This is a genomic window from Alysiella filiformis (genome assembly GCF_014054525.1).
Taxonomy (GTDB): Bacteria; Pseudomonadota; Gammaproteobacteria; order Burkholderiales; family Neisseriaceae; genus Simonsiella; species Simonsiella filiformis.
The window spans coordinates 1,864,499-1,881,714 of the sequence record NZ_CP059564.1; the positions used below are offsets into that span (position 1 = coordinate 1,864,499).

Sequence of the window (17,216 nt, forward strand, 5' to 3'; positions counted from 1 at the left end):
GAGCAAAATCATGGCAGTCAATTTGCAAAAAGGTCAAAAAATTTCTTTGGAAAAAGAAGCAGGCAGCAAACTCAATACCGTTATCATGGGTTTGGGTTGGGACGCAGCAAAAAAATCAGGTGGATTTTTAAGCGGCTTGTTTGGTGGCGGTGAAAAAGCCATTGATTTGGACGCATCTTGCCTGATGTTTGATGAGAAAGGCGAACTGCAAGACATCGTGTATTTCAATCATTTACACAGCAACGATGGTTCAATCCAACACAGTGGCGACAACCGCACAGGTGCTGGCGATGGCGATGATGAGCAAATTACCGTGGCATTGAATCGCGTTCCCGACAACATCAAATCGCTGGTGTTTACGGTCAGCAATTACACAGGACAGGATTTCAGCAGCGTGGAAAATGCCTATTGTCGCCTGCTCAATGGCGAAAATGGGCAAGAAATTGCGCGTTACAATTTGTCGGCACAGGGCAACCACACCGCGCAAATCATGGCAAAAGTGTATCGCCACAATGGGGAATGGAAAATGCACGCGATTGGCGAAAACAGCCATGGTTCAACACCCGATAAAATCGTGCCACGCATTTTGCCGCATTTGTGAGAAATGGGGTTCAGGCTGCCTGAACCCCAATTTTTATTGTGTTGATGTTTGTTTAAAACGCCTTTTCGCATATTTGAAATGGTATGAATCGTATTGTGGCAAGATTTTTTGCATTTCATCAACGGAAACCACTTGCAATTTTTTACCCCAACAAGCTTGTGGAATGTATTGCGGGTTACTGACCACTTGAATGACATCTGGTTCAGATTTTCGCCATGCCAATAGTGTACCTTCGGGTAAGCCACAATATTTATCAGGTGCATTTTTTAATTCAATGAAAAAATAATGTATCACTTGATTACTGTCCACCATAACATTGAACGGATAAAAATCCATATCGTCATTTTGTGAATGGTCTGGGTTTCTTGATAATGTTGCTAGCCATAAGCCTTGTTTGACACCTGTGAATGTGTCATTTGGTCTTTCAATGCTTTTTACGGAGAAAGTGGTTTGAAAAGCAGGCAGTGAAACAGTTTGCCCTTGTTTTAAGAAACAAGTATGTAAATAAACATAAGGTTCAGCCGATTGCGTGTAGGGAATTTTGTTTACGCTTTCTTGTTGAAATTGCCATTTTAATTCATCGCACAGCCATTTTCCTATTGCCATAGTTTGAGCGGGCTGGGTTTCAATCATAGGGGCATTTGCCCATTTTTGATTCAGATACAGTTGTCGTTTTATGCTTTTTATCGGGATACCATGCCAAATTACGGGTTGTGGAAATGTGGCATAAATAAACCGATTGGGGTCAGATTGTGTGCGTTTTATGTTGGTGTCAGTTTCCAGTACTGTTCCTGCTGGCATGGTAATGCCCGCAATTTGTTGTGCTTGATTAAGGATAATTCGGTTTTCTGGCGTGGTGTTTTGAGATTGGCGTTTTTTAACTTCTTCTCTAAATGAAGATACAGCGAGGTATGTCGATGCGAGAAAGAAAAAGTCCACAAACAATAAGAAAAAATTACAAAGAATTGTAAACCAAGTGATTTGATTATTGTGATGCAAGCGTAGACTGTGTCTGAAATAAGCAAAGCGCAATATAAAATAAATTGCGGCAATCGAAAGTGTGAGCTTGAACATATTGACAAATCTAATGGGTATGGGGTCTGTGGCTGTATCAAGTGCAGCTACCGCCAAACCCATTGGCAAAACCATCATGCCAATCAAGCAAGCGATTTTTTGTATTTTATTCATGGCTTTTCCTTTCGTAAAAATGGATTTCAGGCAGCCTGAAAATGCGCTCAAACACATTTCAGGCTGCCTGACTATTTTTACAACGCAATGTTTTTCAATTTGGCAACGGTGTTGATGTCCTTATCGCCACGCCCCGACAAATTGACCAAAATCACTTGGTCTTTGCCCATTTTCGGGGCATTTTCCACCGCCCACGCCAGCGCGTGTGAACTTTCCAACGCAGGAATAATGCCTTCATATTGGCACAATAAATCAAAGGCTTGCAAAGCGGCTTCATCATTGGCGGCATGGTATTCCACGCGCCCAATATCGTGCAAATGGCTGTGTTCGGGTCCAATACCAGGGTAATCCAAACCTGCGGAAACCGAATGCGTTCCCAATACTTGACCGTTTTCGTCTTGCATCAAATAGCTGCGGAAACCGTGCAACACGCCAATCGGTGCGCCCGATGTAATGGGCGCGGCATGGTCGGGGGTGTGTACACCGTGTCCGCCTGCTTCCACGCCAATCAAACGCACCGAAGTTTCTGAAATATATGGGTAAAATAAACCAATCGCGTTTGAACCGCCACCCACGCAAGCCACCGCCACATCGGGCTGCCTGCCTATGGCTTTGAGCATTTGTTCTTTGGCTTCGTTGCCAATCACGCATTGGAAATCGCGCACCATTTCGGGATAAGGCGCAGGACCTGCTGCTGTGCCGATGATGTAAAAGGTGTCGTCCACACGCGCCACCCATTCGCGCATGGCTTCGTTCATCGCGTCTTTGAGCGTGCGGCTGCCACTGTCCACGCTGACCACGTTCGCACCCAATAATTTCATGCGGAACACGTTGGGGGCTTGGCGTTGAATGTCGTCCGCGCCCATGTAAACGTGGCATTCCATGCCAAAACGGGCGGCTACGGTTGCGCTTGCCACGCCGTGTTGTCCTGCCCCTGTTTCAGCGATGACGCGCTTTTTGCCCATGCGTTTGGCGAGCAAGGCTTGACCGATGGTGTTGTTCACTTTGTGTGCGCCTGTGTGGTTCAAATCTTCGCGTTTGAGCCAGATTTGTGCGCCACCCAATTTTTCAGACAGCCTTGCCGCATGGTAAACGGGGCTGGGGCGACCGACATAGTTTGCCAAATCGCGGTGAAATTCTGCCCAAAATTCGGGGTCTTGTTTGGCTTCTTGGTAGGCTTGCGCGAGTTCTTGCAAGGCGGGGATAAGGGTTTCGGCAACGTACACGCCACCGTGTTCGCCAAAAAAGCCTTGTTCATTGGGGGCTTGGTAGTTTTGCATATTTTGTTCCTTTCGGATAAGGGGAATGGAATGGGAAATGGGGTTTCAGGCTGCCTGAAAATAAAACGTGCCACCACATTTACCCCTTCTCCCTGTGGGAGAGGGCTGGGGTGAGGGCAAAACGTGCCAGAAACTGAACGGTTTACCCTCTCCCTAACCCTCTCCCATTGAGAGAGGGGACGGGGTGCGGCAAATCAAAAATGCAATGGAAATTTTATCAAGAAAATGCTGGCTGCAAAATGTGATGTGCCAAGCACCGAAAAGCGTGGGTGTGGCGGCGCAACGCCACGTTCAGAACAATTAAAGGACTTTGTTTTCAGGCAGCTTGCGCTTTCAGGCTGCCTGAAAATGGCTCAAATGGCTAAAAATGGCACAATCAACGGTGCGAGAAAGGCGGTCATTACGCCATTTAAAATCAAGCCCAATGTGGCGTAGGCGGCAAAACGTCCGCTTTTTTCCAAGCAGGTGGCGATGCCTATGGCGTGCGATGCCGTGCCTTGCGCCACCGATTTGGATATGGGATTGTGTATGCCGTATTTCATGGCGGCAAATCCGACCATTTGTCCTGTTAAGCCTGCCACAATCACGCCTGCCGCGCTCACGGCTGGCACACCACCCAAAACTTGGGTAACCTCCAAGGCAATGGGTAAGGTTACGGATTTGGCAACCAGTGCCACGCTCACTTCGCGGCTTGCGCCCAAGGCGTTGGCAATCCATACGCCCGACACGATGCCCACCACACAACCCACCACTTGCGAGGCGATAATCGGCAGCCATTGGGCGCGGATTTTTTGCCATTGCAAATAAAGCGGTATCGCCAAACACACCACAGCAGGCTGCAACCAAAAGCCGATGAGTTTGCCTGTTTTTTCAAATTCGCTGTATGGGGTGTCGGTTAATTTCAGGTAAACAATGAAAAAAATCGTGCCAAACAGCATGGGATTGACAAAGGGATTGCCTGTGCGTTTGCGTATGGTAACGGTCAGCCAATACACACACACCAGCAGCAATAAAATCAAAAAAGGGCTGGCTGCCACATAAGTGTTTGAACTCATTTTGATTCCTTATTGGCTTGTGAATGGGCTTGGCGTTTACGCAGCCATTCGTGGGTTTTGGCGGTGGCAAACAACACCAACAGGCTGCTTGTGAACGATGAAATGACAATCACCCAAGCGTCTTTTGCCAATAAATCAAGATATTGTACCAATGCCACACAGGGTGGAATGATGAACAACATCAGATTTTGCATCAAAAAATCGGTAATGGGTTTGAACCATTCGGCCTTCACTTTGCCCGTTTGCAGCAGCGTAAACAAAAACAGTAAACCCAAAATGCTCGGCGGCAGCTTGATTGCGGTCATGTGAATCAGCAATTCGGCAGATGCCAAGCAAGCAAAAATAATGGTAAATGCGCGTATCATCAGATGAAAATGGGGTTGAATAAAAACAAGGGGGATTCAGGCAGCCGTTTTCAGGCTGCCTTACAGTACACGACAAAAATCTTTCAGGCTGTCTGCAACCTGTCCCCTCCCCTGCTGGCGGGGGAGGGTTAGGGTGGGGGTGGCTCTTTGCGTTTCTAACCCCCACCCCAGCCCTCCCCCTTACATAGGGGGAGGGGGCAGGTTTGTGGCAATATCAAAAAATGTCGTGTACTGAAAGGCTGCCTGAAAAAAACATCATTTCATGGCAATCAAATCCACATTTTTGGTTTCGTGGGTGGAAATCAAAGCGATTAAGGTTAAAACACCGTTTACCGCCAAATAAATCCCCACGCCAATAATGCCATAATGCTGATTCAACTTCATCGCCACCAAAGTGGCAATGGACGCACCCACAATAGACGACAAATTGTATGCCAACGATGCGCCCGAATAGCGCACTTCGGTGGGGAACAGTTCAGGCAGCAATGCCGCCATCGGGCCAAAGGTCAAACCCATCAACGCCAAACCAATGATTAAAAATGCCAACACGCTCATTGGCGTACCGTTTTGCAAGAAAAGCGGCATGCACAAACCAAACACAATAATCGCGCTGGTTACAATAATCAAAAATTTGCGGCGACCCATTTTATCGGCATACACCCCCGATACGCTGGTAAAAATGCCAAACACCACCGCACCAATCAACAAAAAGCCCGTAAACGTATTGGGTTGAATGCCCAAACCCATGGCGTGTCCATATTCAGACAGCACAGGTTTGCCACGCGAATAAACTTGGGCAAATGCCGTCATCAAATAAAACAACACATAAGTTGCCACCATAATGAAAGTGCCTTGCAAAATCGGCTTCATGTGGTTTTTAAACACTTCTTTAACAGGCGCATCTTTGGTTTTGCCTTGTTGTTCGGCTTCTTTGTAAACGTGGCTTTCGTGCAAAGTCATGCGCATCCACAAGCCCACAATCACCAAAATCAACGATGCCACAAACGGAATGCGCCAACCCCACGCCACCAGCGCGTCATGACCAATCACAGAGCTGATGATAAAAAACACGCCATTTGCCGTAAACAAACCAATGGGCGCACCCAACTGCGGAAACGTACCAAACCAAGCGCGTTTGCCTTCGGGCGCGTTTTCGGTGGCAACCAAAGCCGCACCGCCCCATTCGCCGCCCAAGCCCAAGCCTTGTCCAAAACGGAAAATGCACAACAAAATGGGCGCAAGCAAACCAATTTGCTCATAATTGGGCAGCAAACCAATCGCCACCGTAGATAAACCCATGGTCAATAATGAGGCAACCAAGGTTTTTTTGCGCCCAATTTTGTCGCCAAAATGCCCAAACAATGCCGAACCCACAGGTCGCGCAAAAAACGCCAACGCCAACGTGGACAAAGACAACAACATGGCTGCACCATCATCATCTTTGGGAAAAAATTGGCTGTTGAACACCAACACCGCCGCCGCCGCGTAAATGTAATAATCGTAAAATTCAATCGCCGTGCCTATCATGGACGCGATGGCAACTTTATAAGGATTGTTGCGTAAATTTTGTGTTCCGCTCATCGTCAAATCCGAAATCAATACAAAAGAAAACGCAAACCTTAAACACCATGACAAAAAAAGTCAAGATTTAAAGCAATTTTACATTTTTTAAAATAAAGATGAGGTACTGTTGTTTTCAGGCAGCCTGAACACCACCGCGCGTATGCGGAAAACTTGTCTAACCGATTTATTTTGATTATGATTGCGCCTGTTTTTTACATCGTTTTTTTCACTCTCATAATTAAGGCTCAAATATCATGTTTAAACAATGGAATGCACGACTGCTGGCAATTTCTGCCGCGCTGGCATTGAGTGCCTGTGCTGCTCAACAAGCCGCCGCGCCTGTAAACACAGGAACAGGTGCTTACAATCAAGTAACAGGCGCATTGAACACAGGCATCAATGATGTGAACAATGCCGTGAATGGCGCGATTGCAGGCAATCCCTACGGCACCACCTACACCCCAAGCGCACCTGCCACCTACACCCCACCCCCTGCACCTTACGTTCCCACTGCGGCTGTGGGTAATGGTCAATACGGTCGCGTGGGCGGTCAATATGTGCCCAACTATTCACCTGTGGACACATCTGCTGCCACACACATCGTTCAGGCAGGCGATACGGTTTACAATATTGCCAAACGCTATGGCATCAGCCAAGACACTTTGCGCTCATTAAATGGCTTATCGGGCAACACAATCAGCATTGGTCAGACTTTACGCGTAAAGTCGGGGAGTGGTAAAACAGTCGGCAATACCACGCCTGTAACAGTGCCGACTGCGCCTGTTGTGAATGCGGTTACGGCACCTGTTGTGCCAACTGCGCCTGTTCCAACAGCCACTGCACCTGTTGTTACCCCACCCCCTGCGGTAACAACAACCCAAACTGCAACAACAAGCGCACCTGTGGTGGCTGTTGCACCTACACCTACTGCGCCTGTTGTTACCCCACCTGCGGCAAACAACACGCCCACCACGAAACCCAACACCGACAGCTTTTTGCCCACGCAAAATGTTGCCAACATCACATGGCAAGCACCAACGGCAGGTAAAATTGCCCGCTCATTTGGTGGCGACAACAAAGGCGTGGACATTGCTGGCACACGCGGTCAAGACGTGGTAGCGGCGGCGGCTGGTCAAGTGGTGTACAGTGGTTCAGGTTTGCGTGGCTATGGCAATTTGGTCATCATTCAGCACACGCCTGCCTACTTAACCGCTTACGGACACAACGATTCTTTGTTGGTGCGCGAGGGCGAATCGGTTAAACGCGGTCAAGTGATTGCGAAAATGGGTCAAACCGATTCCAGCAATGGCGTGAAACTGCATTTTGAAGTACGCGAAAACGGTACGCCTGTGGACCCAAGTCGTTTTGTGAAATTCTGATTTCAGGCAGCCTGAAAAACACGCATGAACACCATCTCATTGTTCATGCGTGTTTTGTTTTTGAAACATGAATTATTTTGATACAAATTGGCAAGATTTTTCAATTTATTTCATGCACACTCTGCTTGTACAATCGCAAGCAACCACATCATCAGAAAGAAAAACACCATGAACGCCCCACATCAACATCAAAAAAAACTGAGCTTTGAATTTTTCCCCACCCGCACCGAGCAAGGACGCGCCAAACAAGTTATCACGCGCAAACAATTAAGCCAGTTTAATCCTGCTTTTTTTTCATGCACATCGGGCGCAGGTGGCACCACGCGCGAAGGCACGCTGCAAACCATTCAAGACATTTTGTCAGAAGGCATTGCCGCCGCACCGCATTTGCCTTGCATTGGCATGACGGCAGATGAAATCAAAGTTTTATTGAATGAATACAAAGCCATGGGCGTAAAACACATTGTGGCATTGCGTGGCGACATTCCATCGGGCATTGGTTTTGGTGGCGATGGCTTGCGCTATGCCAATGAATTGGTTGAGTTAATCAAAAACGAACACGGCAATGATTTTCATGTGGAAGTGGCGGCGTATCCCGAATTTCACCCACAAGCCCGCAGCGCGGAAGACGATTTGAACCACTTTGTTCGCAAAGTGAAAGCGGGCGCGGATTCGGCTTTAACACAATATTTTTTCAATGCCGATGCCTATTTCCGTTTTGTGGACGATGTGCAAGGGCGCGGTGTGGACATTCCCATCGTACCAGGGATTATGCCGATTGCCAGCTTTACCAAATTGGCGCGTTTTTCCGATACCTGTGGTGCGGAAATTCCGCGCTGGTTGCGCCTGAAATTGCAATCGTATGCCGATGACACGGCGGCGATTAAAGCCTTGGCTTTGGACGTGGTAACGGATATGTGTGAACGTTTGTTGCGCGAAGGTGCGCCCAGCTTGCATTTTTATACGCTCAATCAGGCAGGTTTGGTTTCCACCATTTGTCAGCGTTTGGGCTATTGAGTTTTCAGGCTGCCTGAAATATTTTTTTAAAAGGCAAAAAAATGTCGTGTACTGTCAGGCAGCCTGAAAATCACACCACCCCATTTTGTTTCTGTTCCAACACTTCCCAACGTTCCAATTTTTCCAATAAAATCAATTCAATTTCTTCGGCACGACTTTGCAGGCTGCCAGCTTTTTCGTAATCTTTGAAAATATCGGGATTGGACAACTGTTCGGCTAATGCGGCTTGCTCCGCCTCCAAAGCCGCAATTTCATCGGGCAGCGCGTCCAATTCACGTTGCTCTTTGTATGACAATTTGACCGTGCGATTGGCTTTCGGCTTTTCCTTAATTTCTTGATTTTCAGTTTGATTTTTGGGCAACACGGCTGCCTGAATTTTGTCTTCGCGCTGTTTGGCGTCCACATAATCCTGATAGCCGCCCACATATTCTTTCAGGCTGCCTGAACCGTCAAACACAATGCTTTGCGTAATCACATTGTCCAAAAATTCGCGGTCGTGCGACACCAAAAACACCGTGCCAGCGTAATCGCGCAACAATTCTTCCAATAATTCTTGCGTGTCAATGTCCAAATCATTGGTCGGCTCGTCCAACACCAAAATATTGGCGGGGCGCGTGAACAATTTTGCCAACAGCAAACGATTGCGCTCACCGCCCGACAGCGATGACACAGGCGATTGCGCCCGCGCTGGGTGGAACAAAAAATCCTCCAAATAACTCATGACGTGTTTTTTCTTGCCGCCCACTTCCACAAAATCGTTGCCCTGCCCCAAGGTGTAAAACACCGTGTCGTTTTCATTCAACGCGCTGCGGAATTGGTCAAAATACGCCACTTCCTGCTTGCTGCCCAAGCGGATTTTGCCGAAAGTCGGCTGCAATTCGCCCAAAATCAGCTTTAAAAACGTGGTTTTGCCCACACCATTTGCACCGATTAAGCCGATTTTGTCGCCACGCTGAATCACGGTCGTGAAACGTTCCATGATTTTTTTGTTGGGATAATGGAAACTCGCGTCTTCCAATTCGGCAATGATTTTGCCGCTTTTTTCGCCTGCGTCCAGTTTGAAATTGACTTGCCCCACGCGCTCACGCCGCGCGGCACGTTGTTTACGCAATTCTTCCAAACGGCGAACGCGCCCTTCATTGCGGGTGCGCCGCGCTTCAATGCCTTTGCGTATCCACACTTCTTCTTGGGCGTGGAATTTGTCAAACAGGCGATTGTGTTCGGCTTCCACCGCCAATTCTTGCGCTTTTTTTTCCGAATATTGGCGGAAACTGCCTTCGTACGAACGCAAAATGCCCCTGTCCAATTCCACAATGCGCTTGGCAATGTTGTCCAAAAAACGGCGGTCGTGGGTAATCACCACCATGCTGCCTGAAAAGCCTTGCAACAGGTTTTCCAGCCAAATAATCGCGTTAATGTCCAAATGGTTGGTCGGTTCGTCCAGCAGCAAAATATCGGGTTTTTGCACCCACGCTTGCGCCAAAGCCACGCGCTTTTTTTGTCCGCCCGACAAATTCCCAATCAATTCATTTTCAGGCAGCCCAAGTTCGCCGATTGTTTGCTTGATTGCCGCGTCAAATTGCCAACCGTTTTGCGCCTCAATTTGGTTTTGCAAATCGTTGAGTTGGCTGATTAAATTTTCATCGTGGTTTTGTTCCAAAGCCAAACTCACGCGATGATATTCGCGCAACACATCGCGCAACTCGCCCAATCCCGCCGACACCACATCAAACACAGTATCTTGATTTTCAAAGAAACTTTCTTGCGGCACATAAACGATTTTCAGTCCGTTTTGCACAATGATTTGCCCATCGTCCAATTTTTGCACGCCTGCCAAAATTTTCAGCAGCGATGATTTGCCCGCGCCATTGCGCCCAATCAAGCCGACTTTTTCACCCTGATTGAGTTGAAACGAGGTTTTGTCCAAAAGCGGAACGTGTCCGACCGCGAAACTGGCGTTTTCCAATGCCAAAATGCTCATGATTGATGACCTGTTGTGTGATTGAATTTGGGCGAATTGTAGCAAAAAAAGCCTGTCTGAAAAAAGAAACCGATTTCATATTTCAGGCAGCCTTATTCAAGTACGCGATAACAAACGGTTTTGCCTTCGGCGACTTACTTTTTAAAAAAGTAAGCCAAATAAATTAAAGCGGAACGGTTTGTGGTTCAAAAAACATTTCAGGCTGCCTGAAAAGATGAAGTCATTTAAATAACGCGGTTTCGGTATAAAAGTGATTGATAAATGGAAGTAACTTTGCTCCCTCTCCCTGTGGGAGAGGGCTGGGGAGAGGGTATGCTGCTCAACAAGCCCTCTCTCCAACTCTCTCCCATAGGGAGAGAGGGCAGGTTTGTTGGCAAATTGACAGTGACTTATCCCGAGTTCACGTTAAATGAAATGGAAGTAAACCTCGTTTTTTGGTTGATTTGGCTTACTTTTTATTTTTTGTCGCGTACGGTAAGGCAGCCTGAATCCAAAAAACCCAAAATTTGTTATACTTCGCGCTTTCGGTTACAACGAGCGATTATGTTTAAAAAAGTTTTATTGGGCTTTGTGATACCTTTTATTGTGATGGCGGCGATGTTGTCGTGGGCGATGTTTGCGCCCGTTGCCGTGCCTGAAAATTACCGCGTTCGCATTGAAAAAGGTCAAGGTTTGGCGCAAGTGAGCCAGCGTTTGGCACAAGATAAAGTGATACACAGCGCGTTAGCCATGCGCGTGGCGGCTTATGCACAAAATATGCAAAACAAAATGCGCGTGGGCAATTACAAGCTGCCTGCACAAATTTCCACTTGGGATTTGTTGCAACATTTACAACAACGCCCCGACACCACCGTGGTGCGCGTGGTGGAAGGCAAACGTTTTAAAGATTTGCGCCAAGCCGTAAACGAAAACCCCAATTTGCGCCATGAAACGCTGAATTGGTCTGATGAAAAATTGTTGCAAACCCTTGATGCCAACGCGCCATCGTCTCACCCCGAAGGCTTGTTTTTTCCCGATAGCTACGAAGCCGATGTGGGCAGCAGCGATTTGCAGATTTTTCAGGCAGCCTACCGCAATATGCAAAAGCAGCTCAATCAGGTTTGGGAAAATCGCGCCCCCAATTTGCCCTATCAAAACCCCTATGAACTGCTGACCATGGCAAGCATTGTGGAAAAAGAAACAGGACACCCCGATGACCGCAAAGACGTGGCAGCCGTGTTCCGCAATCGCCTGATTATCGGTATGCGCTTGCAAACCGACCCCACCGTGATTTACGGCATGGGCGATGCCTATCAAGGCAAAATCCGCCGCGCCGATTTGGAACGCGATACCCCCTACAACACCTACACACGCGCAGGTCTCACCCCCACCCCCATTGCCCTGCCCAGCCGTGCCGCTTTGGAAGCCGCCGCCCACCCCAGCGATGCGGAATACATCTATTTCGTTTCACGCATGGACAACACAGGTCGCAGCCAATTCAGCAAAACTTTGAGCGAACACAATGAAGCCGTTCGCAAATACATTTTGAAAAAATGAGTTTTCAGTCAGCCTGAAATGTTTTTTGAAACACAAACCGTTCAGCTTGAATTTATTTGGCTTACTTGTTTAAAAGTAAATCGCCGAAGGCAAAAACTTTTTTAGGGCAATGAAAAACAGCCTGAAACCCCAATCCCATTGATTTTCAATAAAATAAGGAACCACCATGTTACACCCCCAACAAGTCCAAGCCCTGATTGAAAACATCGTTCCCTGCCAACACATTGAAGTGGAAGGCGATGGACATCACTTTTTTGCCATCATCGTGTCATCGGCATTTGAAGGCAAAATGCGTTTGGCGCGTCATCGTTTAATCAAAGACGGTTTGGCAGAGCAGCTCGCCAGCAATGAATTGCACGCCCTGTCCATCAGCGTAGCCGCCACACCAGCCGAATGGGCTGCCAAACAGCAAGCCTAAAACCCATTTCAGGCAGCCTGAACCGCAAATTTCAGGCTGCCTGAATTTTCTGAAATCAAGAATATGCCACCCATTTTCAAACGTTTCGCACGCTTTCTCTTATTGATTTTGGCAAATTTTGCGCTGTTTGCCGCCTTGTATTTGGGTGCCGCTTGGCTTTTGGGCAACACCACCGCCAACGAAACACGCACCCCCAGCCACAAGCAAAACATCGCCATTTTCATCGTCAGCAATGGGGTGCATTCCGACATCGTCCTGCCCATGCGCCATGACGTGTTTGACTGGCACAGCCAAGTCAATCCGCAAGACACAGCAGGCGGCACGCAAACCCAAGCCCAATACATTGGCATAGGCTGGGGCGACCGTGGTTTTTATCTCAACACCCCCACATGGGCAGATTTAACCGCCAGCACCGCACTCAAAGCCGCATTCGGATTAAACGGCAGCGCATTGCACATCAGCTACCACGCCCAAGCCCCCACACCCAGTGAACACGTTGTCCAGTTGCACATCAGCGAAACGGAATATCGGCAATTACTCAACGAAATTTTGCCCACATTTCAACGCGATGAACACGGCAAAACACGACTGATTGCCCACCACCACTACGGTTCAAACGATGCGTTTTACGAAGCCAATGGGCGTTACAGCCTGTTGAACACTTGCAACACATGGACAAACGCTCGGCTGAAAAACAGCCAATTACCTGCGGTCAAATGGACACCATTCGCCCACCATATTGTGCAACATCATCACAATAGGGAAAAATGATTTCAGGCAGCCTGAAACTTTTGCAAAACTCAATTCGTAGGGGCAGATTTCATATCTGCCCTGTTTAGACTTGCAGAAATTTTTATTTTTGGGACGCCATGTAGGGTGCAACTTGTTGCACCAAATCCATGTTTTATCAGGAAAATGGTGCAACAAGTTGCACCCTACACTTGTCCTATTTTTATAGTCAATTCAAAATAAAATAGTACAATACCCTAATTTTTAGGATTAAAAAATGGCACATTCAACAGAACTGCGAAATAAAGCATTAAGCTATTATGAACAATGCAAAAATATCAGTAAAGTCGCCCAAGCTTACCAAATATCCAGAAATACGCTTTACCTATGGATACGCTTGAAAGCGCAAACAGGCAGCTTAAATCATCAAGTAAAGGGGCAAAATGCCAATAAATTGAACAGCCAAAAATTGGCTGAACATATACAACAACACCCTGATGCTTATTTGCATGAAATAGCTGAACATTTTAATTGTTCAAAATCAGCCATTTTTTATGCACTCAAAAGAATGGGTATCACGCGTAAAAAAAGACCACCACATACAAAGAACAAGACCCAAATAAAGTAAAAGATTATTTAAATCAACTGGCTGAATTTTTTGACTATCAGCGTGTTTATTTGGATGAAACGGGATTTGATACTTACTTATTTCGTCCTTATGCGCGTAGCCCAAAGGGGCAGGTCATCAAAGCCCAAATCAGTGGTAAAAAGTACCAACGCTTATCGCTTGTTGCCGCACAAGTCGGCAACAAACTGATTGCCCCTATGATTTATCAAAACACAATGACCAGTGCTTTTTTTGAAACATGGTTTGAGCAATGTTTATTGCCTATTTTAAATAAAAAATCTGTCATTATTTTGGATAATGCACGATTTCATCGTATGGGTATTTTGCGTGAAATGGCGCACAAATGGGGGCATAAAATCTTGCCGCTTGCACCTTATTCACCAGAGCTTAATCCCATAGAACGGACATGGGCAAACATCAAGAGATATATGCGAGCCATTTTACCTAGTGGAAGGCATTTTACTGATACGTTAGTGTCCTATTCTTATTTTAACTGAATATACATAAATTGAAAAGAGGCGGATATGAAATCCGCCTCTACATCAGTTTAAAAGTAGGTTTTGCAAAAGTTTCAGCCTGAAATGTTTTTTGAAACACAATCCGTTCTGCTTTCATGTATTTGGCTTACTTTTTGAAAAAGTAAGTAGTCGCCGAAAGCAAAACCATTTTTGATAAAACAACAAAAAGCTGCCTGAAAAAGCGCGAAATGCTTTTCAGGCAGCCTGAATTGTTTTTTAAATCAATTTATTCCACAACCAAATCATCGGCTTGATTTGCCAAAAATCCGCGCAATTTTTGCATGGCTTTCGCTTCAATTTGGCGAATGCGTTCGGCTGATACGCCATATTCTGCCGCCAATTCGTGCAAGGTCATGCCGCCATCGTCTTGCAACCAGCGCGTTTCCACAATGCGGCGACTGCGCTCATCAAGTTGCGCCAAAGCGTTTTGTAAACCTTCGGTTTGCAATGCGTGGTGGGCTTTTTGCATGAGTTGTTGGCTGGGTTCGTGGTGGGTGTCGCTCAACCAATCAATGGGGGCAAATTGGTTGTCATCGTCATCGTTGTTTTCAGCCAGCAATGCAATGTCATGCCCAGTCATGCGCTGTTCCATTTCCATGACTTCCGACAATTTCACGCCCAAATCATCGGCAATCACTTGCGCTTCTTTGGGAGAAAGTGCGTTCAGGCTGCTGCGCATACTGCGTAAATTGAAAAACAGTTTGCGCTGCGGTTTGGTGGTGGCAATGCGCACCAAACGCCAGTTTCGCAAAATAAATTCGTGAATTTCGGCTTTAATCCAATGCACGGCAAAGGAAAACAAACGCGCACCGTGGTTGGGTTCAAAGCGTTTCACGGCTTTCATCAAGCCAATGTTGCCTTCTTGAATCAAGTCGGCTTGGTTCAAACCATAACCATCGTAGCCACGCGCAATGGAAACCACCACGCGCAAATGCGACAAAATCAGCTTTTTGGCGGCTTCCAAATCGCCTTTGATTTGGCGTTCTGCCAAGCTGCTTTCTTCTTCCAAAGACAGCATGGGTATGTTGTTTACGGTGTGAATGTATTGTTCCAAACTGCCGTGTCCACTTAAAACGGGTAATGCAATCGCGTTCATTTTTTATCCCAATCATGATGTGGGGCGGATTGTGCGATTCAGGCTGCCTGAATGGGCAAAATCACGCCACCTTGCAAAATTTATTCTTATAACGTGTTGCATTGTAGCACCATTACAAAAAAAATACTTGCCTTTTTTGTAAAATCATGTATCGATTGTTTCAGGCTGCCTGAATGCGGTCAATTTTTCTTTTCGCGCAATTCGCGGCGCAAGATTTTGCCCACATTGGATTTGGGCAATTCATCGCGAAACTCAATTTCACGCGGCACTTTGTAGCCTGTGAGCTGGGTGCGACAATATTCAATCAATTCATCTTTGTTCAGGCTGGCATCTTTTTTCACCACAAACAATTTGAGTGCCTCGCCCGTTTGTGCGCTTTCCACGCCTATGCACGCCACTTCTTGCACTTTGGGGTGGCGCGAAACCACGTCTTCCACTTCGTTGGGGTACACATTGAAACCCGACACCACAATCAGGTCTTTTTTTCTGTCCACGATTTTCAGCCAGCCTTGTTCGTTCATCACGGCAATGTCGCCCGTTTCCAGCCAACCGTTTGCGTCCATGACTTTGGCGGTTTCATCGGGGCGATTCCAATAGCCTTTCATGATTTGCGGTCCTTTAATCCACAATTCGCCTGCTTCGCCCACAGGCACCAAATTGCCCTGACCATCGCGTAATTGCACATCGGTGCTGGGAATGGGCAAACCAATGCTGCCTGTATAATTGCTGATGTTGAGCGGATTCACACACACACCAGGGCTGGCTTCGGTTAAACCATAGGCTTCCACAATGGGTGTGCCTGTGGTTTTTGCCCATTTTTCTGCCACCGCGCGTTGGGTTGCCATGCCGCCGCCCAAGCTCAAATTCCAAGTGGAAAAATCCAATTTGGCAAATTCGGGCTTGTTCAACAGCGCATTGAACAGGGTATTGACACCAATGAAGGCGGTGGCACGGTGTTTTTTCAGTTCTTCAATAAAGCCATCAAAATCGCGTGGGTTAGTAATCAAAATGTTTTTCGCGCCCACGTTGAAAAACACCATCAAATTCACGGTTAAAGCAAAAATGTGATACAAAGGCAAAGCGGTAATGACCACTTCTTCGCCATCGCGCAATTTGTTTTTAATCCACTCGGCGGCTTGCGACATATTGGCGCAAATGTTGCCGTGGGTCAGCATGGCACCTTTGGCAACGCCTGTGGTGCCACCTGTGTATTGCAAAAATGCCAAATCGCTGCGGTTCAATTTAACCGTTTTCAGGCTGTGTTTTGCGCCTTTGTGCAGCGCGTCTTTAAATGAAATGGCAGAGGCAATTTGGTAATTGGGCACGAGTTTTTTGACTTTGCGTACCATAAAATTCAGTACGCTGCCTTTAATCATGCCAAACATTTCGCCAATATTGGCAACAATCACGTTTTTGATTTGGGTGCGTGGCAACACCAGCTCCAAGGTATTGGCAAAATTTTCCAGCACCACAATGGTGCTTGCGCCACTGTCGTTGAGTTGATGTTCCAATTCGCGTGGGGTGTAGAGTGGATTGGTATTGACCACCACCAAACCTGCTTTGAGTGCGCCAAACACGGCAATGGGGTATTGCAATACATTGGGCATCATAATGGCAATGCGTTCGCCGCGTTGCAGTTGCAATTCGTTTTGCAAATAGGCGGCAAAATCCCGCGCCAGCTCGCCAATTTCGCCATAGGTCAATTCTTCGCTGATAAGGGGGTGGGCTGCGTTGTAATAAGCGGTTAAATGACTGAATTTTTTTACACTTTGTTCAAATACTTGAATAATGGATTCGTAGCGGTTGGGGTCAATTTCGTGGTTTACGCCTTGTTCGTAGCTGTTGAACCAAATTTTATCCAT

Annotated in this window: 15 protein-coding genes; 7 read left to right on the forward strand and 8 right to left on the reverse strand. The window is 47.0% G+C overall.

Annotation, left to right across the window (positions count from 1 at the left end; all coding sequences use genetic code 11):
- Nucleotides 1-10: 10 nt before the first annotated feature.
- The gene (locus H3L97_RS09245; protein WP_097113263.1) at nt 11-601 is read left to right on the forward strand and encodes a TerD family protein; all 591 of its coding nucleotides are present in this window, start codon (nt 11-13) and stop codon (nt 599-601) included.
- A 33-nt stretch (nt 602-634) separates the two neighbouring features.
- On the opposite strand, the gene H3L97_RS09250 is transcribed toward H3L97_RS09245, so the two are convergent.
- From H3L97_RS09250 to H3L97_RS09270, 5 genes are all read right to left on the reverse strand, one after another.
- Nucleotides 635-1,789: a hypothetical protein gene (locus H3L97_RS09250; protein WP_143269083.1), complete on the reverse strand. Its 1,155-nt coding sequence runs from the start codon at nt 1,787-1,789 to the stop codon at nt 635-637.
- Nucleotides 1,790-1,866: 77 nt separating this feature from the next.
- On the reverse strand, nt 1,867-3,069 hold the full coding sequence (trpB, locus tag H3L97_RS09255) for a tryptophan synthase subunit beta (RefSeq protein ID WP_097113265.1): 1,203 nt from the start codon (nt 3,067-3,069) through the stop codon (nt 1,867-1,869).
- Between the two features lie 353 nt (nt 3,070-3,422).
- A complete protein-coding gene (locus H3L97_RS09260) occupies nt 3,423-4,124 on the reverse strand; it encodes an LrgB family protein (RefSeq protein ID WP_097113266.1) in 702 nt (233 codons plus the stop codon).
- A complete protein-coding gene (locus H3L97_RS09265) occupies nt 4,121-4,489 on the reverse strand; it encodes a CidA/LrgA family protein (protein WP_097113267.1) in 369 nt (122 codons plus the stop codon). The genes H3L97_RS09260 and H3L97_RS09265 overlap by 4 nt, the downstream gene beginning before the upstream one ends.
- A gap of 255 nt (nt 4,490-4,744) precedes the next feature.
- A complete protein-coding gene (locus H3L97_RS09270; RefSeq protein WP_097113268.1) occupies nt 4,745-6,070 on the reverse strand; it encodes an MFS transporter in 1,326 nt (441 codons plus the stop codon).
- Between the two features lie 236 nt (nt 6,071-6,306).
- Between H3L97_RS09270 and H3L97_RS09275 the strand changes: the two genes are divergently transcribed.
- Both H3L97_RS09275 and metF read left to right on the forward strand, forming a co-directional pair.
- Nucleotides 6,307-7,431 (forward strand): peptidoglycan DD-metalloendopeptidase family protein, encoded by a 1,125-nt coding sequence (locus H3L97_RS09275; RefSeq protein WP_097113269.1) that lies wholly within the window; start codon nt 6,307-6,309, stop codon nt 7,429-7,431.
- Nucleotides 7,432-7,599: 168 nt separating this feature from the next.
- Nucleotides 7,600-8,448 (forward strand): methylenetetrahydrofolate reductase [NAD(P)H], encoded by an 849-nt coding sequence (gene metF / locus H3L97_RS09280; RefSeq protein WP_097113270.1) that lies wholly within the window; start codon nt 7,600-7,602, stop codon nt 8,446-8,448.
- A 70-nt stretch (nt 8,449-8,518) separates the two neighbouring features.
- On the opposite strand, the gene H3L97_RS09285 is transcribed toward metF, so the two are convergent.
- Nucleotides 8,519-10,429: an ATP-binding cassette domain-containing protein gene (locus H3L97_RS09285; RefSeq protein WP_097113271.1), complete on the reverse strand. Its 1,911-nt coding sequence runs from the start codon at nt 10,427-10,429 to the stop codon at nt 8,519-8,521.
- Nucleotides 10,430-10,972: 543 nt separating this feature from the next.
- On the opposite strand from H3L97_RS09285, the gene mltG reads away from it, so the two are divergent.
- From mltG to H3L97_RS09305, 4 genes are all read left to right on the forward strand, one after another.
- A complete protein-coding gene (gene mltG / locus H3L97_RS09290; protein WP_097113300.1) occupies nt 10,973-11,965 on the forward strand; it encodes an endolytic transglycosylase MltG in 993 nt (330 codons plus the stop codon).
- A 166-nt stretch (nt 11,966-12,131) separates the two neighbouring features.
- The gene (locus tag H3L97_RS09295) at nt 12,132-12,383 is read left to right on the forward strand and encodes a BolA family protein (RefSeq protein ID WP_097113272.1); all 252 of its coding nucleotides are present in this window, start codon (nt 12,132-12,134) and stop codon (nt 12,381-12,383) included.
- A 63-nt stretch (nt 12,384-12,446) separates the two neighbouring features.
- Entirely contained in the window at nt 12,447-13,154 is a 708-nt protein-coding gene (locus H3L97_RS09300; protein ID WP_097113273.1) for a TIGR02117 family protein, read from the forward strand.
- A 235-nt stretch (nt 13,155-13,389) separates the two neighbouring features.
- Nucleotides 13,390-14,237, forward strand: a protein-coding gene (locus H3L97_RS09305; RefSeq protein ID WP_182073065.1) for an IS630 family transposase whose coding sequence is annotated in 2 segments (ribosomal slippage) — nt 13,390-13,705 and nt 13,705-14,237 — 849 coding nt in all. Because the reading frame shifts where the segments join, the coding sequence is not laid out codon by codon here.
- Nucleotides 14,238-14,484: 247 nt separating this feature from the next.
- Here the strand turns inward: H3L97_RS09305 and rpoH are convergent.
- Nucleotides 14,485-15,354 (reverse strand): RNA polymerase sigma factor RpoH, encoded by an 870-nt coding sequence (rpoH, locus tag H3L97_RS09310; protein ID WP_097114557.1) that lies wholly within the window; start codon nt 15,352-15,354, stop codon nt 14,485-14,487.
- Between the two features lie 179 nt (nt 15,355-15,533).
- Nucleotides 15,534-17,216, reverse strand: coding sequence for an AMP-binding protein (locus H3L97_RS09315; protein ID WP_097114558.1), 1,683 nt, complete (start codon nt 17,214-17,216; stop codon nt 15,534-15,536).

Bases quoted from the DNA above. Each gene is read 5' to 3' on its own strand.
- H3L97_RS09245 (WP_097113263.1), top strand. From the start codon at position 11: ATGGCAGTCAATTTGCAAAAAGGTCAAAAAATTTCTTTGGAAAAAGAA.
- H3L97_RS09250 (WP_143269083.1), bottom strand. From the start codon at position 1,789: ATGAATAAAATACAAAAAATCGCTTGCTTGATTGGCATGATGGTTTTG.
- H3L97_RS09270 (WP_097113268.1), bottom strand. From the start codon at position 6,070: ATGAGCGGAACACAAAATTTACGCAACAATCCTTATAAAGTTGCCATC.
- mltG (WP_097113300.1), top strand. From the start codon at position 10,973: ATGTTTAAAAAAGTTTTATTGGGCTTTGTGATACCTTTTATTGTGATG.
- H3L97_RS09275 (WP_097113269.1), top strand. From the start codon at position 6,307: ATGTTTAAACAATGGAATGCACGACTGCTGGCAATTTCTGCCGCGCTG.
- rpoH (WP_097114557.1), bottom strand. From the start codon at position 15,354: ATGAACGCGATTGCATTACCCGTTTTAAGTGGACACGGCAGTTTGGAA.
- trpB (WP_097113265.1), bottom strand. From the start codon at position 3,069: ATGCAAAACTACCAAGCCCCCAATGAACAAGGCTTTTTTGGCGAACAC.
- H3L97_RS09315 (WP_097114558.1), bottom strand. From the start codon at position 17,216: ATGGATAAAATTTGGTTCAACAGCTACGAACAAGGCGTAAACCACGAA.
- H3L97_RS09295 (WP_097113272.1), top strand. From the start codon at position 12,132: ATGTTACACCCCCAACAAGTCCAAGCCCTGATTGAAAACATCGTTCCC.
- H3L97_RS09260 (WP_097113266.1), bottom strand. From the start codon at position 4,124: ATGAGTTCAAACACTTATGTGGCAGCCAGCCCTTTTTTGATTTTATTG.
- H3L97_RS09265 (WP_097113267.1), bottom strand. From the start codon at position 4,489: ATGATACGCGCATTTACCATTATTTTTGCTTGCTTGGCATCTGCCGAA.
- metF (WP_097113270.1), top strand. From the start codon at position 7,600: ATGAACGCCCCACATCAACATCAAAAAAAACTGAGCTTTGAATTTTTC.
- H3L97_RS09300 (WP_097113273.1), top strand. From the start codon at position 12,447: ATGCCACCCATTTTCAAACGTTTCGCACGCTTTCTCTTATTGATTTTG.
- H3L97_RS09285 (WP_097113271.1), bottom strand. From the start codon at position 10,429: ATGAGCATTTTGGCATTGGAAAACGCCAGTTTCGCGGTCGGACACGTT.